Annotated in this window: 14 protein-coding genes; 5 read left to right on the top strand and 9 right to left on the bottom strand. The window is 26.6% G+C overall.

Annotation, left to right across the window (positions count from 1 at the left end; translation table 11 throughout):
• Nucleotides 1-154 precede the first annotated feature (154 nt).
• Nucleotides 155-1,597, bottom strand: a complete 1,443-nt coding sequence (locus tag DR020_RS09990) for a DEAD/DEAH box helicase (protein ID WP_112365851.1) — start codon at nucleotides 1,595-1,597, stop codon at nucleotides 155-157.
• A 229-nt stretch (nucleotides 1,598-1,826) separates the two neighbouring features.
• Here DR020_RS09990 and DR020_RS09985 point away from each other — a divergent pair, with 229 nt between their 5' ends.
• Together DR020_RS09985 and DR020_RS09980 are read left to right on the top strand one after the other, a co-directional pair.
• Entirely contained in the window at nucleotides 1,827-2,852 is a 1,026-nt protein-coding gene (locus DR020_RS09985; RefSeq protein ID WP_112365850.1) for a branched-chain amino acid aminotransferase, read from the top strand.
• A 206-nt stretch (nucleotides 2,853-3,058) separates the two neighbouring features.
• Entirely contained in the window at nucleotides 3,059-3,730 is a 672-nt protein-coding gene (locus DR020_RS09980) for a VC0807 family protein (RefSeq protein ID WP_055256970.1), read from the top strand.
• 57 nt (nucleotides 3,731-3,787) lie between these two features.
• Here DR020_RS09980 and DR020_RS09975 read toward each other — a convergent pair whose 3' ends face one another.
• Nucleotides 3,788-4,858 (bottom strand): hypothetical protein, encoded by a 1,071-nt coding sequence (locus tag DR020_RS09975; protein ID WP_112365849.1) that lies wholly within the window; start codon nucleotides 4,856-4,858, stop codon nucleotides 3,788-3,790.
• Between the two features lie 200 nt (nucleotides 4,859-5,058).
• On the opposite strand from DR020_RS09975, the gene lepB reads away from it, so the two are divergent.
• Complete coding sequence (lepB, locus tag DR020_RS09970; protein ID WP_055256972.1) at nucleotides 5,059-5,598, top strand: signal peptidase I; 540 nt, start codon at nucleotides 5,059-5,061, stop codon at nucleotides 5,596-5,598.
• 4 nt (nucleotides 5,599-5,602) lie between these two features.
• On the opposite strand, the gene DR020_RS09965 is transcribed toward lepB, so the two are convergent.
• Complete coding sequence (locus tag DR020_RS09965) at nucleotides 5,603-7,642, bottom strand: LTA synthase family protein (protein WP_112365848.1); 2,040 nt, start codon at nucleotides 7,640-7,642, stop codon at nucleotides 5,603-5,605.
• A gap of 395 nt (nucleotides 7,643-8,037) precedes the next feature.
• On the opposite strand from DR020_RS09965, the gene DR020_RS09960 reads away from it, so the two are divergent.
• Nucleotides 8,038-9,105: an NAD(P)H-dependent flavin oxidoreductase gene (locus DR020_RS09960; protein WP_055256974.1), complete on the top strand. Its 1,068-nt coding sequence runs from the start codon at nucleotides 8,038-8,040 to the stop codon at nucleotides 9,103-9,105.
• Nucleotides 9,106-9,149: 44 nt separating this feature from the next.
• Here DR020_RS09960 and DR020_RS09955 read toward each other — a convergent pair whose 3' ends face one another.
• From DR020_RS09955 to DR020_RS09930, 6 genes are all read right to left on the bottom strand, one after another.
• Nucleotides 9,150-10,325, bottom strand: a complete 1,176-nt coding sequence (locus DR020_RS09955) for a macrolide family glycosyltransferase (protein ID WP_055256975.1) — start codon at nucleotides 10,323-10,325, stop codon at nucleotides 9,150-9,152.
• 270 nt (nucleotides 10,326-10,595) lie between these two features.
• Nucleotides 10,596-11,465: a DMT family transporter gene (locus DR020_RS09950; protein ID WP_160110465.1), complete on the bottom strand. Its 870-nt coding sequence runs from the start codon at nucleotides 11,463-11,465 to the stop codon at nucleotides 10,596-10,598.
• Nucleotides 11,466-11,658: 193 nt separating this feature from the next.
• On the bottom strand, nucleotides 11,659-12,219 hold the full coding sequence (locus DR020_RS09945; protein WP_055256977.1) for an ANTAR domain-containing response regulator: 561 nt from the start codon (nucleotides 12,217-12,219) through the stop codon (nucleotides 11,659-11,661).
• Nucleotides 12,220-12,243: 24 nt separating this feature from the next.
• Nucleotides 12,244-13,575 (bottom strand): type I glutamate--ammonia ligase, encoded by a 1,332-nt coding sequence (glnA, locus tag DR020_RS09940; protein ID WP_055256978.1) that lies wholly within the window; start codon nucleotides 13,573-13,575, stop codon nucleotides 12,244-12,246.
• A gap of 133 nt (nucleotides 13,576-13,708) precedes the next feature.
• A complete protein-coding gene (locus DR020_RS09935) occupies nucleotides 13,709-14,245 on the bottom strand; it encodes a peptidylprolyl isomerase (protein WP_371811687.1) in 537 nt (178 codons plus the stop codon).
• 333 nt (nucleotides 14,246-14,578) lie between these two features.
• Complete coding sequence (locus DR020_RS09930; protein ID WP_055257351.1) at nucleotides 14,579-15,208, bottom strand: YitT family protein; 630 nt, start codon at nucleotides 15,206-15,208, stop codon at nucleotides 14,579-14,581.
• A gap of 300 nt (nucleotides 15,209-15,508) precedes the next feature.
• Here DR020_RS09930 and DR020_RS09925 point away from each other — a divergent pair, with 300 nt between their 5' ends.
• A complete protein-coding gene (locus DR020_RS09925) occupies nucleotides 15,509-16,222 on the top strand; it encodes a hypothetical protein (protein WP_055256980.1) in 714 nt (237 codons plus the stop codon).
• Nucleotides 16,223-16,381: the final 159 nt, after the last annotated feature.

The raw sequence follows: 16,381 nt of genomic DNA, 5'->3' as shown, positions 1-16,381 counted from the left end.
TCATATTTTAATTATCCTTAATATTAAAAACAATAAAATTTAATAATTTCTAAATATTTTAACAATATCTCATATCCCTTTTATACTTGATTTTTGACTGAATAAATTATACCATAAAACTTTTATTTTAGAAATATTTTGTATTAATGTGTGATTACTTTCTAGCTTTTTCTATTTTTACATTTTTCCCTTTTATTTTAACTGTGTTATTTTTTAATACTATATTTCCTTTTCCATTTAAAATATCAACATATGATATATTATCTAAAATATCTATAATTCCTATATCTTCTCCAGTTAATCCATTTAAATTACTAAAACACCCTAAAATATCTAAAGCCCTTATTTTTTTCTTTTTACCTGCATTTATATGAATTTTTACTATATCCTTATGAATTTCTTTTTTTGCTACCTTTACTTTTGAATTTTTTAATATTTCATTTTGATCTTTTTTGAATATTTTTTTTCCGTCTAATATCTCATCTTTACTTGGATAAAAAATCTCTTTTATATCTTTTTTAGTATATTCTTTAATTGATTGCAAAAATCTTTTTTCATATTCAGCGACAAAAGATATAGCTACTCCTTCTTTACCATTTCTCCCTGTTCTACCTATTCTATGAACATAACTTTCATTTTCCATAGGAACTTCATAATTTATTACAAGACTTAAATCATCTATATGAATCCCTCTAGACGCTACATCAGTAGCTACTAAAACCTTAAATTCCTTATTTTTAAATTCTTCCATAACAGATAATCTATCTCTTTGTTCCATACCACCGTGAATACTCTTAGCTAAAATATTTTCATATTTTAATTCTTTTAAAACCTCATTAACCCTGTCTTTGGTATTACAAAAAACTATAGATTGATTTGGATGTTTTGCATATAAAAATTGCCATAAGGCTCTTTTCTTTTCTTTTACATCTAAAGCTATATAATTTTCTTGTATTTTTTTTTCTAAATCTAAAGTCTTTACCTCAATAAATTTAGGCTTTTTCATATAAACTTTGCAAAGATATTCTATTTTTTCTGGAAGTGTTGCTGAAAAAAGACCTACTGTTGCATTTTTATTTACTTTTTTTAATATATCTTCTATTTGCTCTATGAATCCCATACTAAGCATCTTGTCAGCTTCATCTAATATAACAAACTCTACACTACTAAGATCTAATGTTTTTTTCTCTAAATGATCTATAATTCTCCCTGGTGTTCCTGCCACTATATGAGTTCTTTGTTTTAATTTTTTTATTTGCCCTTCCATTGATTGCTTCCCAAAAATGGCTTCACATCTAACTTTTTTAATTCTTCCTATGTTAGATAAATCCTCCTTTATTTGAAGAACTAATTCTCTTGTAGGAGCTAATATTATTGCTTGAACCTTATTGTTCTCCACATCTACACTTTGACATAAAGGAAGACCAAAACTTGCAGTTTTCCCACTACCTGTTTTAGATTTAACTATAACATCTTGTTTATCTAAAAGATTTGGTATAACTTCTTTTTGAACACTCGAAGGCTTTTCATAACCTAAATTATCTATTGCCTTTAATATATTTATATCCAGTTTAAAATCTCTAAATTTATTTTCCATATTATCTCCTTAAATTTTAATTTTTCTCTTAGTTACCGTATAACTATATAATATTTTATACTATTAATCCAGTTTTTAAATCATATAGTTTGCCTAAATAATTTTGAATAAATTTACATTTTATTCATTATCCCTCTTTATCAGTTAACTATTTAATGATAAAATATTAAGGGGTTTAAATACTCAAAATTTAAAATTTAGTAAATTATTTTTGATAGGGGCGATTTTTTTGAAACAAGAAACAAATATTGATTGGAATAATCTTGGATTTAACTACATAAAAACTGATTTTCGTTATATTTCCACTTGGAAAAATGGGGCTTGGGACGAAGGTCATCTTACAGAAGATAATATGCTCTCAATAAGCGAAGCATCAACTGCACTTCACTATGGACAACAATGCTTCGAGGGATTAAAAGCATATAGAACTAAGGATGGTTCTATTCAGTTATTTAGACCAAATGAAAATTCAAAAAGAATAAACAATTCTCTAAAAAAACTTTTAATGCCTGAAATTCCTGAGGAAAAGTTCATCAATGCATGCATTGATGTTGTTAAAGCTAATGAACGTTTTGTACCTCCATATGGAACTGGAGCTACTCTTTATCTTAGACCATTTGTAATTGGAGTTGGTCATAATATAGGTGTAAAACCAGCACCTGAATACTTATTTGGAATATTTTGTGTGCCAGTTGGAGCTTATTTTAAAGAAGGGTTAAAGCCTGTAAACTTTATGATTTCTGATTATGATAGAGCTGCCCCTCGTGGAACTGGCTCTGCAAAGGTTGGTGGAAATTATGCAGCTAGTATGCAAGCTCATGAAATAGCTTTAAAAAGAGGATTTGCAGATTGTATATATCTAGACCCTGCAACTAATACAAAAATAGAGGAAGTAGGAGCTGCAAACTTTTTTGGTATAACTAAAAATGATGAATTCATCACTCCTCTTTCACCATCTATTCTACCTAGTATAACAAAATATTCGTTAATGCACATAGCTAAGGAATATCTTGGTTTAAAAGTATCTGAAGGTGATGTATATATAGATAATCTAGATATCTTTAAAGAAGCAGGGGCTTGTGGAACAGCAGCTGTTATAACTCCAATTGGTGGAATTGAATATAAAAACACACTTCATGTATTTTATAGTGAAACAGAAGTTGCTCCTATAACCAAAAAACTTTATGATACTTTAGTTGGAATACAATTTGGAGATGTCAAAGCTCCTGAAGGATGGATTTATAAAGTTAAATAATTTTATCATAGGGATAGAAGGATAATGTCTTTTATCCCTTATTTTTTACCTTTTCTTTTATTATTAAATTTTCGTTAATTTTTTTAATATAGTTTTTTTATATCCTTTATTTTGTATATTTTCTTTTTTATTATTAGACCTATATAACATTTTTTTATATAATTATAATTAAAAATATTAAATTACTTAGTAATGAAGGTGACAATATGGAAAGTAAAAAAGAGATTATTAAATCATTAATCAAACTTGTTTTACCTAGTGTTTTAATAAACTCGATTCTTCCTTTGGTTCTTTATCATTTTTTTATGATTTATTTTTCAAGTTTAAATTCACTCATAATAGCAATTACAGCTCCTATTTTTTACAATATCTATGAAGTTTTAAAAGAAAAAAAGGTAGATGCGTTTGGAATACTTATGTTAGCTAGTTTTGCTATGGGAATTGGATGCGTATTTTTAGGTGGAAGTGAGAAATTTTTATTGCTTAAAGAATCTTTTGTAACGTATATTTTAGGCTTTACTTTTTTAATTACTCTACTTTTAAAAAAACCTCTTGTATATTATTTTATACTTAAATTTGAACCTGATAAAGAAACATTTAATGAAAATACAATTGAGCAACTTTGGCAAACAAACTATTTTAGATTTTCTATAAAATTTATAAATTTAGTTTGGGGATTAGCCATGTTAACTGATGCAACACTAAAAACTATTCTTGTTTTTTACACATCAGTTTCTGTATTTTTAGTTGTTTCAAATCTTGTAACATATGTAGTTATAGGTCTTACTATTCTTTGGACTATACATTATAGAAATAAGATTAGACATACTATAAAAAATTCTATAATAAATGATTGTTTTTCTTTAAAACATATTTAATTTTATACATAAATAAAGGGACTAAAAAGATAAAATTCTTTTTAGTTCCTTTATTATCTAAGAAAACTTTAAATATTTTTCTACTATTTGTTGTGCCTCTTCATCTTTAAAAGCTTTAGCATAAACTGCTTCTATTTTATCTGATATGACCTTTGCCAAGCCCAAATATCTTGTTCCTAATTTTACTTTTTCTTTATATCTTTTAATTATTTGATTTAATTCCTTACTATACTTTTCATCAGTTCCTGCTTTTACACATTCTTTATAAACATCTATAACTTCATCATCCTCTTTATCAGGAAAATATTCATGTGGAGATGTGCTATCAAATATAGCTAAATTTAAATTTCTACAAATAACCATATCTAAGCTATTAGGATCAAAACCACAATGATATACTTCTATATTATACCCTTGCTCTATTAATTTGTTTGCTATCTTTTTAAGTATTGTTGATTTACCTGTTCCAGGTCTTCCCTTTAAAAAATATCTTTTTAATCCATCTGTTAAATTTATTATATAATCTTTAGAACCTACAGGTGTTGCAGCTCCTAAATACCTATCATAAATAACCCCTAAGCTTTCATTTATTTTTTCCTTAGGCACTATTTTATCTATTATTTCATTTGAAAGATTATTAGCTCTTTTAAAATCCATATTACTTATATAAAATGTTTCCCATATATCATGTATTTCTAGTGCTTTTTCATATTCTTTTGTTGCTTTTTTTATATTTTCGCTAAACGATTTTTTTAAAGCATTTAAATTTAAGTTATTTATTTTTAGTATGTTCTTATTTTCAGCCTCTGTTAAATCTATTTCTATTAAATCAACCTCACTATTTACAGGCTTTTTCCCATGAATAGGTGTTAAATCTACAATAGCAATTTTTAATTCATTTATTATGATACCTTCTATTTTGTTTATATCTATTGAACTATTTATTACATCCACTTTATAAAGTTTGCTATAATTATTAGAAATTTTTTTTAATAATTGAGTCTTAAAAGAACTTGTCCCTCCTTTTAAACCATAGATAGTATTTAAACCTTGGAATATTGATTGATAAAAATCCACACTTCCCTTAGCTGTATTTCCCATTCCATAGTAATTTATTAAATTCCCCATAAAGCTCACATCCTAAGATTTATAACTTCTCCCTATTAATTTACTCTAAATACCTATAAATGTTTCCTTTTATTTATACACTTCTACTTTCAGTTTCAATGTAATAAATTATTAATGTTGGGCAATAATTTATTATTATACTATTTTTTAAGACATCTTTTGAATTTTAAAAATATATATATTATTTTGAGGTATCTTATATGAAAGTTTTTAAAAATTTAAATATAACAAAAAATGATTACAAAACTTTAATACTATCCATAGTTATATCCGTGACTATTTTATACATTTTTTCGTCTAATTTTAAATTGTATAAAGTATACGGAACTTCTATGGAAAACACTATTCATTCAGACGATGTTTTATTGGTATCATTAAATTCTTATAATAATAAAACCCCAAGTTATAGTGATATTGTAAACATAAAATACGTTGATAATAATGAAGAAAAATTTATAGTTAAAAGAATTATAGGCGTTCCTGGAGATATTCTAGAAATTATTAATAATCAAATCTTTTTAAATGGCACATTACTGGAAGAACCTTATATTAAAAACTTATCTAGTTCGTATTTTAACTTAAAAGTAATTATCCCCGAAAACAAATATTTTGTTTTAGGGGATAATAGAGATGTTAGTTGTGATTCTCGATATTTCGGACTTATTGACAAGACATCTATTGAGGGTAAAGTATTATTAAAATTTTGTATTTTAAACAAAATAATTAATACATTTTCGTGACTGATTAGTTATCTAATTTACTTATATTGTATATATTGGAATAGCTTAGTGCTTTATTATATAAACCAATTTGACCAATTTTTACATCTACAATGTTCTTAGGAATATTGTAAACTTCCAACTCATTATTACTAACAAAAACTGTATCTACTTCTTTATTATTAATAAATACTTTGCTAAACCTTGTAAAATTTTCACCCTCTATTGTTATCTTTTCATTATCTATAATTACATTATCTATAACAATATCTTCAATTCCCATATTAGTATTTATCGTGCTATATGGGTTCTTTCCATTATATATATATTTATCTCCAAATAATATATCATATTGAAGGTTTTCAAATTTTTCTTCATAATCTTCATTACCTTTACAATTTTCATGAAAAGAAGTTATAACCCCTAAAGATGCCATATTAATTTTACTAAGCATTGCACTACCCAATTGATATGCATTCATATTTTCCTTTGTCACATCAAGCCCCATATTATCCCATATAAAATATTGAGTATTGTATTTATTATCTCCCACAAAATCCTCATCTTCATCAGTTATTGCATCTAATTGTGGAAGATGATCACTAAACATTAATACAATTGTTGGTTCATCTATTGAACTTAAATAATCTATTAATGAGCCAATATATTCATCAACTCCTTCTACTTTACTTGCATAATGTTCTAATTGATTTAAAGTTTCTTCTGAGAAATCCCCTGAAACTATTCTATTATCTCTTGTATAATCATGATTATATGGGCTATGGCTCTCAACAGTTACATTATATATAAACTGTGGTTCATCACTTTCTAACAATGTTTTAATAGTATCTAAATTTAATATATCTGGCGCATAAGCTGTATCGTTTTTAAATTTTGTCATATATTCTTTAGACACATAATTTTCAAAACCTAAATTTTTATATATTAAATCTCTATTATAAAAATTCCCAGTATGATTGTGAACAGCACTTGTTGTGTATCCAATATCCTTTAATATATACGCTAAACTTTCTACTGGCATTCTTTTCAACACATTGTTATTAGGTATTTCACCAACAGGGAAAAATCCCATAGAAAGACCTGTCAACATTTCAAATTCACTTCTTACAGTTCCTCCACCAAATGTAGGAACTTTTACAAGTCCACTACTAAAATTTTCATATAAATTTCTGAAGTTTGGGATAGGATCTTTTAAAAGTTTTATTCCATCAATTAAATTCATATCAAAAAAAGATTCTAATTGAACTACTATTATATTTGGAGTTGTATTTTCTTTCTTTTCTAAAGTGTTAACTTCACTAAAAACATCCTTTACTTCCTCATTTGATTCTATATTGTTTTGTATTTCATTTAACAAATTTTTACTATAAGAATGAGGCTTTTCCACTTTAAAACCAGTTGCACTATCTATAAATGAAAATAAATAGCCATTGTTTTTATAGGTGCTTGGCATATCCCATCTGTACCTATAAAATCTGCCCATTATATTGTCTGTGCAATATAATACTCCACTTGTTAAAATAACTGTAGGTATAACTATAATAACCCCTCTTATAAACGATTTTCCCCTACTATATTGTGGCTTTTCTATTTTTCTTATAAAAAATAATAATGTAAAAATTACTAAAATTATTATTGCTGAAATGATTATAGTTTTCTTATTTATATAATTATTAGCTATTGATGCTCCATCTTTTATAGAATAAACATCAGCCCACATGATAGGCGTACCTCTTAATTTTTCTATAAAATAATTTCCAATGTAAAAACTCATAACCAATATTGATATAACTATATAAGACGATTTCATTCTTCTAAACAAAAATGATAAAGATGTAATTGCTAAAACTATCATATAATTTGAAAAAAACACTATATTTCTACTTACTATAAATTTAATCGCTTCATTTACACTCCCTCTTTGAAGCGTTTCTCCTAAAAAAACTATAAAAAAAGAACCTATAATCCATATTAATACATTTAATATGTTTGGTTTTAATTTGCTTGATTTTTCTTTATTTATTTGCATTTTATTTTTGCTCACTCTTTAAAATCCCCCCTTGATTCAACTATTATTAAATTATTTTTTAAATAACAACATTATATACTAATAATACTATTTTTTCTACATTTTTATTTATATTATATATTTTATAAAAAAATCATCTTTAAGATAATATTGTTAGTAATTATTTGCTAAATATTTATCAATATAACCCTAATAATGGAATTTTTAAATTTTTGTCTTGTTAGATTTTAAAATTTAATTTATAATATAGTCATATTTCTATAAAGTTAAACTTAACTTATATTAAACAATAATACTTATAAGTTAATTTAAATTTAACTTGAATATGATTTCATCATTTAATAAACAAAATGATAATTTTTTTAAGATAAATTATAATATTAATACATAATGAAAGGATGTTATATGTAATGAACATTAAACCGCTTGTTATTGGCAACCTGGTTGCTAAATTACCCATTGTTCAAGGTGGAATGGGGGTTGGAGTATCTTTATCTAACTTAGCAGGTGCCGTAGCTGCTGCAGGTGGCATTGGAGTTATCTCTTCAGCACAAATAGGGTTTTTAGAAGAAGACTTCTTAACCAATACTGTAGAAGCCAATATAAGAGCTTTAAAGAAGCATATAAAAATTGCTAAAGAAAAAGCTAAAGGAGGTATTATAGGAGTTAATATAATGGTTGCATTAACTAATTATAATAAATATGTTGAGGCTGCCATTGAAGGTGGTGCAGATATTATAATATCTGGTGCTGGAATGCCAACTTCTTTACCTAAAATAGCTAAAGATTCTAACGTGAAACTAGCACCTATAATATCATCTTTAAAAGGTGCTAAAGTTTTGTTAAAACTTTGGGATAGACATAATAATGTAACTCCTGATATGCTTGTAATAGAAGGTCCTAAAGCTGGAGGACATTTAGGCTTTTCTAAAGATAAATTAGAAGATGACATAAAAAATTTCGATAACACTATCCCTGAAATACTTAATGAAGTTAAAATATATGAAGAAAAATACAATAAAAAAATTCCAGTTGTCGTAGCAGGAGGAGTCTTCGATGGATTCGATATTGCTAAATATCTAAAACTTGGTGCCTCTGGAGTTCAAATGGCAACACGATTTGTAGGCACTTTTGAATGTGATGCTAGCGATGAATACAAAAATTCCTACATAAACTGTCAAGAGGAAGATATCGCCATAGTTAGCAGTCCTGTTGGTATGCCTGGAAGAGCCATTTTAAATAAATTCGCTAAAACATCAAAAACAGGAAAAATCCCTGTAACATACTGTTATAATTGCTTGACACCTTGCAATCCTAAAGATACTCCTTATTGCATAAGCAAAGCTCTTATAAACGCTGTACAAGGAAATCTTGATGAAGGACTTTTATTTTGCGGTTCCAATGCTTACAAAGTCAACAAATTAGTTTCTGTTCAAGAACTTATGAATGAACTTCAAGATGAAATACTATCTGTTTAATTAAATTCAATTATAAAAAAGTGGATTCAAAATTGAATCCACTTTTATAGAATTTCATGCAATAAATTAGCCCCTCTTTTATATCCACCTGCTTCTTTTAAAGATTCACCTATTTTTCTTGCATTTTCTTTATATGAGTCATTTTCTAATATTTTATTTACAGCTTCCTTTATAGAATCTGAATCTACATCCTTTATTAAAGATACTCCTGCGCTTAATTGAACTACTCTAGCTGCAACCATAAACTGGTCTCCAAATTGAGGAACCACGATTAAAGGTATATTATTATATAATCCCTCACTAGAACTATTCATTCCACCATGAGTTATAAAAAGATCAACTTGTTTTAACACTTCAAGTTGTGGAACGTAATTGTATAATTTAAAGTTTTCAGGTATTTCTCCTAAATCTTTTATATTTATTCTTTTTCCAATAGACATTATAATTATTAAATCATCTCTTGAGCCTAAAGCTTCAAAACAATTTTTATAGAAACTTAAATTTTTATTTGCAACAGTTCCTAATGATATAAATACAATTTTTTTATTTTGCGGATTTTCTATTTTAAAATCCTGTAATTCCTTTCTATCAACTATTGATGGCCCTATAAATTTATAACTTTCATCAAAAGTTTCTGCAAGAGGTTGATAATATTTAGATGTAAATACTAAATTTAAATCCATCTTTGCGCCTAAAAAAATCTTTGTTACATCTGGAATTTCCATTTCAAAATCTTTTTCTAGGTCTTTTATATCTTTTTCTAACTCTTTCAACTTATCTTTATATTTTTCAAGTTCTGAAAAATTATTAGTTTTTCTTGACTCCTCTATTACTTTCTCATTCAACCCAAAAGTTGTTGATAAAGATATTGTCTTTTTTATTCCTAATTTTCTAATCAATTTTTTACCTGGATTTACAATTGAGTCGCACACTAAATAATCAAATGTACCCTCTTGCTTAAGTGCAAGCTCTATTAAATTCCTATATATACCAATAGCTTTTCTTACAACTGCTATCATACCCTCTTTATTATTTGGATCTACACTATATTCTTCATCATATCCTTTAAATTCAACACCAAGTTTTTCTAATTTATCTCTAAATTCTTCTGCTGTTATATATGTAATTTGATCACCCTTATTTATTAATTCTGTTACCAATCCAATGGTAGGGTTAACATGTCCATGCCCTGGAAATATTAAAAACAGTCCTTTTGCCATTTTATCACTCCTTATAATTTATGTACTCATATATTTATATCATAAATAAAAAAATATATTTTTAATAATATAGGTGTATTTTTCAATATACATTAATTATCCTTTAATTTTCTTTAAATTTCGTATTTTTTCTATAATACTTTTATACTGATTAGTATTATTTAATATTTATTTTTCTTTTATCTTCTTAATTTATTCAACTATTTACAAAATAAATTAAAAAGATAAACCTTAAATAATATAAAGTTTATCTTTTTATTAAAATAAATTTTATGTAGTTTTTTTCTTTCTATATAATGATCTATCATATAAAAATACTATAATCGCTCCAACAATTATAAGAGCATATCCTATGTAAGCTACAACTTGTGGAAGTTCTCCCCACACCGCAAGTGATATAATTGCTGCAAATAACACTTCTGTATATCCAAATATAGATATTTCTTTTCCAGCTGCATATTTATACGCAATAGTTCCACACACTTCAAATCCAGCTATACCACATCCTGCTCCAAGCAAACATAACATTTGATGAAAGTTTGGAGTAACATAATTAAACATCATAGATGGCACGGTAAAGGCTAGTGATACTAATGCTAAGAAAAACACAATTGTTTCTGGACTTTCTTTAGCTCTTAAACCTCTTATTATAGTATAGGCTCCACCAGATAATGCTGCTGATATTATAGTAACTATTGCAGGTATAATAGGAACGCTTCCACCTGGGTGAACAATAAATAATATACCTATAAATGCAATTACTATGGCTATTATTTGAATAATATTTACTTTTTCTTTTAAGAATATAAAAGAGAATATTATTATAAAAAAGATATTTAAATCTGATAATACTGTTTCATTTGGTAATAACATATGAGACAGTGCGTAATATCCTAACAATATTCCTATGGTTCCAAAGGCTCCTCTTCCTATTAAAGCTATTCTATTTCCTTTATGCCCAAATAATGAAGATTTATTTTTTGCAATCATTATAAGTGAAACTACAAAAAGCATTATATTTCTATAAAAGACCTTTTCTCCAAGAGGAATTCCACTAGCACCTTTAATAAATGCATTCATACAAGCACAACTAAATGCAGCTAATATTATTAAGATAATTCCTTTCATTCGTTTATCCACTATTTTTTGCCTCCTCATTTGTAAACAAATTGTTAATAAAATTATAATACTTTAGCCCATTATTATCAATATCATATTTTTATATTGCATATATTAATTTATTTCTTGTATCTTTAATCCAAAAATAAAGATATAGAATTTTTTATTCTATATCTCCTCATACATCTCTCTAATTTTACCTTTTTAAGCTAACTCACTCTTGCTTGCTTATTATATCTTTAGCAATCTTTATCATTTTTTCACCTGTATTCATGCTTTTTTTTTGAATAAATCTAAAAGCTTCATTTTCTGTTATTCCTTTATTTTTTATTAGAATTTTCTTAGCTTTTTCTATAAGTTTTCTCTCTTCCATTTTATTTTCTAAATTTTTCACCTTTTTTTGAAGCTTTGCCATTTGCTTTCTGCCTTGAAATATCATGCTTACAGAATTTAAAAGCACACTCCTTGAAAAAGGATGGGGAAGATAATAAACATCCATATTTTCACTTACTATGGACAAATATGATTCATTTGTTAAAACTAAAAAATCGCATACTCCAACTAAAGCATCATAAACTTCCATAACCGTAGTATCTGGTAGTTTATAACTTAATATAACCAGCTCTGGTGAACACTGAATTGTTTTCATTATCAATTCATTTCCAGATTTACAAACACCTAAAACATCATATCCACCTTCTATAAGTATACTTTTTATCTTTTCACTAGCTTCAACCTTTCCCGTAGCTACTATCACTCCGCCTTGCATCTCCATTTTAATACACCTTTTTTCTTAAATCTAATATTTTTTCAAATACTTATCTATTTCCCATTGGTGTACCTGTTTTACATATTCATTCCATTCTAAAGTCTTAGCTTCAATATATTTATTAAATATATGCTCACCTAACACATCTCTAACCAAACTGCTCTTTTTCATTTCTGAAATAGCTTCTCTCAAATCCTTTGGAAGACACTTAATATTTTCTTGTTCTCTATCTTTAGCAGACATATCAAAAATATTTTTTTCTATACTTTTGGGAGCTTCTATATTCTCTTTAATCCCTTTAAGACCTGCCTTTAGAAGACATGCTAAGACAAGATACGGATTTGCGCTTGGGTCTGGACATCTAACCTCTATTCTTTTTTCATAATTTTTTGATGCTGGAACTCTTATAAGTGGACTCCTATTTTTATTAGACCAAGCTATGTATACAGGTGCTTCATATCCTGAAACTAATCTTTTATAAGAATTTACTAAAGGGTTAGTAATAGCTATCATCCCTAAAATATTCTCCATTATTCCACCTATAAAATTATATGCTATTTTACTCAAGCCATTTTTATCTTTTTCATCTACAAAAGCATTTTTTCCATCTTTAAAAAGAGATATATTTATATGCATACCAGAACCACTAACAGCAAATGTAGGTTTTGGCATAAATGTTGCATAAAGACCATGTCTTTGAGCTATTGTTTTAACTATAAGCTTAAATGTCATTATATTATCTGCGGTAGTTAAAGCATCTGCATATTTAAAATCTATTTCATTTTGTCCTGGGGCTACTTCATGATGTGATGTCTCAATTTCAAAACCCATTTGCTCTAAAACTAATGTCATATCACGCCTTGCATTTTCTCCCATGTCAGTTGGAGCTAAGTCAAAATATCCACCATTATCTTGAGCTATTGTAGTTGGTTGTCCTTTGTCATCCGTATGAAATAGGAAAAATTCACACTCTGGTCCCACATTCATTGTATACCCTAAACTCTTTGCCTCATCTATCACTTTTTTTAAAACATTTCTTGGATCACCCTCAAATGGAATATTATCAGGTCTATAAACATCACAAATTAATCTAGCAACTTTTCCTTGTTGAGGTCTCCATGGAAATATGTTAAAGCTATCTAATTGAGGTTTTAAAATCATATCTGATTCTTCAATTCTTACAAAACCTTCTATAGATGATCCATCAAACATACAACCATTTTCTAAAATTCTATTTAATTGCCTATCCGTTATAGACACATTTTTTAGACTTCCAAAAATATCACTAAACTGAAGCCTTATAAATTTTATATCGTTTTCCTCAACCAATCTTATAATATCTTCTTTAGAATATTTTCCCATATTTTTACTCCCTTCACCTCATAAAAAAAAGACGAAATATAATAAGCTATTAACTCATTCATAAACGCCTTTTTACTACTTAATATTATATGATGTTTTTGTTACAATATGCAATATAAATTATTTATTAAAATTAATTTATTTTAATAGGTTCGTCATACTCTATACCTTTAGTATCTATCGTTATTGATTCTATAATAACATCTTCTAATGGTTTATCATTAGCATCTGTACTTACCTTTGATATTTTATATACTATATCCATTCCCTCTATTACCTTTCCAAATGCCGCATAATTGCCATCTAAATATGTTGCTGTACTATTCATTATGAAAAATTGACTTCCTGCACTATTATATGAATTGCTTCTCGCCATAGATAATACCCCGTCTTCATGCTTTAACGTATTTTCAATTCCATTTGCTTTAAATTCACCTTTTATGCAATAATCAGTACCACCAGTACCATCTCCGTTTGGATCTCCCCCTTGAATCATAAAATTATCTATAATTCTATGAAATGTTAATCCATCATAAAATCCTGAATTTGCTAAAGAAATAAAATTTCTAACTGTATTTTCTGCAATATTAGGATATAGTTCAGCCTTAATACTGCCATATCCCTTAATATTTATTGTCGCTATAGGTAAATCTTCATCAGACAATTCCATTGCCCTATTAACCTCCTTCTCATTATCAGCAATATTAGAATTCCCCGTCTCAGACACACCTGAACACCCTAGCAACGATACACTAAATAATGAAAAACATATTATTATTCCCATTAACGCCTTTAATTTATTTATTCTTTTCATTTATTTTCCCCCTAAAAATTCTTATATTATGTGAAGTTAATTCTACCTAATATTATAAGGTATATTTTTTCATTTTTGAATAATTTTATTTTTTTACTTCAAACAATAAAATTTTTATCTCTATATAAAATAAAAAACTATATAAAAATATATTTAAATGTATATTTTTATATAGCTTTTATCTTTTCTTCACATAGCTCCTTGATATTTTTTATTCAAAATTATAGATTTTATTTTCATAAACAAATTTAATAACATCCCAACCGATAATACAGCTAATATTGCAAATATACCTTTATCTAACCCAAATGTTATTCCACCTAACAAAGTTACAAAAAAATCTATACATAAAAGTGCTATAGGTATATTCATGTTTGAAAACTTAGATAAAATTCTAGCTAATATTTCCGTTCCACCAGTAGATGCATTATGTTTTATTAATATAAAAAGACCTATTGCCATAACAAAAGCACCCAAAATAACTGATAAAACTAGATTGTTCGTAAGCCCTATTCCTTTATATAAACAATCAAAATAATTCATAAATACACTTAATATGATACTTGCATAAAGAGTTTTAAATCCAAAATCTTTATCTATTATTTTAAAAGCCCCAATTAAAAGTCCTATATTAAACAATAAAGTAATGCTAGAAATGGATAAAAACGAAAGATAATGATTTAATACAAGAGCAAAACCCGAAAGTCCTCCAGCTGCAATACCATTTGGTATATAAAAACTCTCAAGCCCAAAAGCTATAAAAGCAACACCTATTGTAACTTTTAAATATTCTAATATAAATTCTTTCTTTAACAACATTTTTTTCAATTTATTCTCCTTGTTTCATATATTTTTATGCCTATAAAAGAATATCAAATTTTTTCCTATTTTAAAATAGATAAAAAAAAATTTATGTTTTTTTCACTATAATTTTATATTTCTTGTTTAAATTACTATTTTTTAAATTGTTTTATTAATAATATATTAAACAAATATAAATTATTCATTTGTATTTTAACAATATAATAAATAATTTATATTTAAATATATTTTTTGTAATTTTTATCTATTATTAATCATAGAATATTTTGAAATGATAAATTTTTAGGAGGATATTTTATGGAATTTTATCCTGACGACAGATATAGACATGATAATAAGCATAACAAATGTAACTCAAATTTAGAATGTATGAGATTAGAAGACTTACTAGTATGTCCTAAATGCCATTGTGTAGTACTTATGAAACCAGAAAAAAGGGAATATGTATATTGCCATAAATGCCATGGTAATACTCTTATGGTTCCGCTTGTTTATGTAATTTCTATATGTCAAAATTATATGAATTTTCCTGTAACATGTATGCCTATGCCATATCCACCAAATATGGCTCCATTTATGACGCTTCCACCTATGTTACCTCAAGGTGGACCTGGACCTTTGATTATTCAGCCAGCTAATAATTCACAGGCTGTTTCAAATCAATCAATGTCAAATGTAAATTATGGACCTTGGCAAATGGGATACCCTGTGAGTGGAATGGGACCTGAAATGTATCCCTTTCCTCCAATGGTAAATTCAAATACCATTCCTTTTACACCATTATCAAACATAGACCAAAAACAAACAAACAATGGATATAATAATGCATACATTCCAAACAATTATATGAATCCTTTTTGGGGTAATTCTGTTTCTGTAAATCCTAACAATTACAATAATCCAAATAATTATAATGATCCAAATACTTCAAATTCTAATAAAGACCCAAATAAAGATAATAAAATAAAAACTCCAATAATTACCAAGAGAGCTTCAGAACTTTTTGACTAAATAAATAAAAAGGTATGAAAAATATTTTTCATACCTTTTTATTTATTTCTTTATCATTTTTACTATAACATTCGAAATATTTTTAGCAATATCTTCTATTATTTTCCCATTTATTTTGAGTTTTTTTGAATTTTTCCCCATAACTTAATCACTCCCTAT

Source organism: Sarcina ventriculi, assembly GCF_900456775.1.
Lineage (GTDB): Bacteria > Bacillota > Clostridia > Clostridiales > Clostridiaceae > Sarcina > Sarcina ventriculi.
This window is presented reverse-complemented; position numbering and strand designations above follow the sequence as displayed.

Excerpts from the sequence above, each read along its gene's own strand:
- DR020_RS09990 (WP_112365851.1), bottom strand. The coding sequence starts at position 1,597 with ATGGAAAATAAATTTAGAGATTTTAAACTGGATATAAATATATTAAAG.
- DR020_RS09980 (WP_055256970.1), top strand. The coding sequence starts at position 3,059 with ATGGAAAGTAAAAAAGAGATTATTAAATCATTAATCAAACTTGTTTTA.
- DR020_RS09975 (WP_112365849.1), bottom strand. The coding sequence starts at position 4,858 with ATGGGGAATTTAATAAATTACTATGGAATGGGAAATACAGCTAAGGGA.
- lepB (WP_055256972.1), top strand. The coding sequence starts at position 5,059 with ATGAAAGTTTTTAAAAATTTAAATATAACAAAAAATGATTACAAAACT.
- DR020_RS09960 (WP_055256974.1), top strand. The coding sequence starts at position 8,038 with ATGAACATTAAACCGCTTGTTATTGGCAACCTGGTTGCTAAATTACCC.
- DR020_RS09955 (WP_055256975.1), bottom strand. The coding sequence starts at position 10,325 with ATGGCAAAAGGACTGTTTTTAATATTTCCAGGGCATGGACATGTTAAC.
- DR020_RS09945 (WP_055256977.1), bottom strand. The coding sequence starts at position 12,219 with ATGGAGATGCAAGGCGGAGTGATAGTAGCTACGGGAAAGGTTGAAGCT.
- glnA (WP_055256978.1), bottom strand. The coding sequence starts at position 13,575 with ATGGGAAAATATTCTAAAGAAGATATTATAAGATTGGTTGAGGAAAAC.
- DR020_RS09935 (WP_371811687.1), bottom strand. The coding sequence starts at position 14,245 with ATGGAATTGTCTGATGAAGATTTACCTATAGCGACAATAAATATTAAG.
- DR020_RS09930 (WP_055257351.1), bottom strand. The coding sequence starts at position 15,208 with ATGTTGTTAAAGAAAGAATTTATATTAGAATATTTAAAAGTTACAATA.
- DR020_RS09925 (WP_055256980.1), top strand. The coding sequence starts at position 15,509 with ATGGAATTTTATCCTGACGACAGATATAGACATGATAATAAGCATAAC.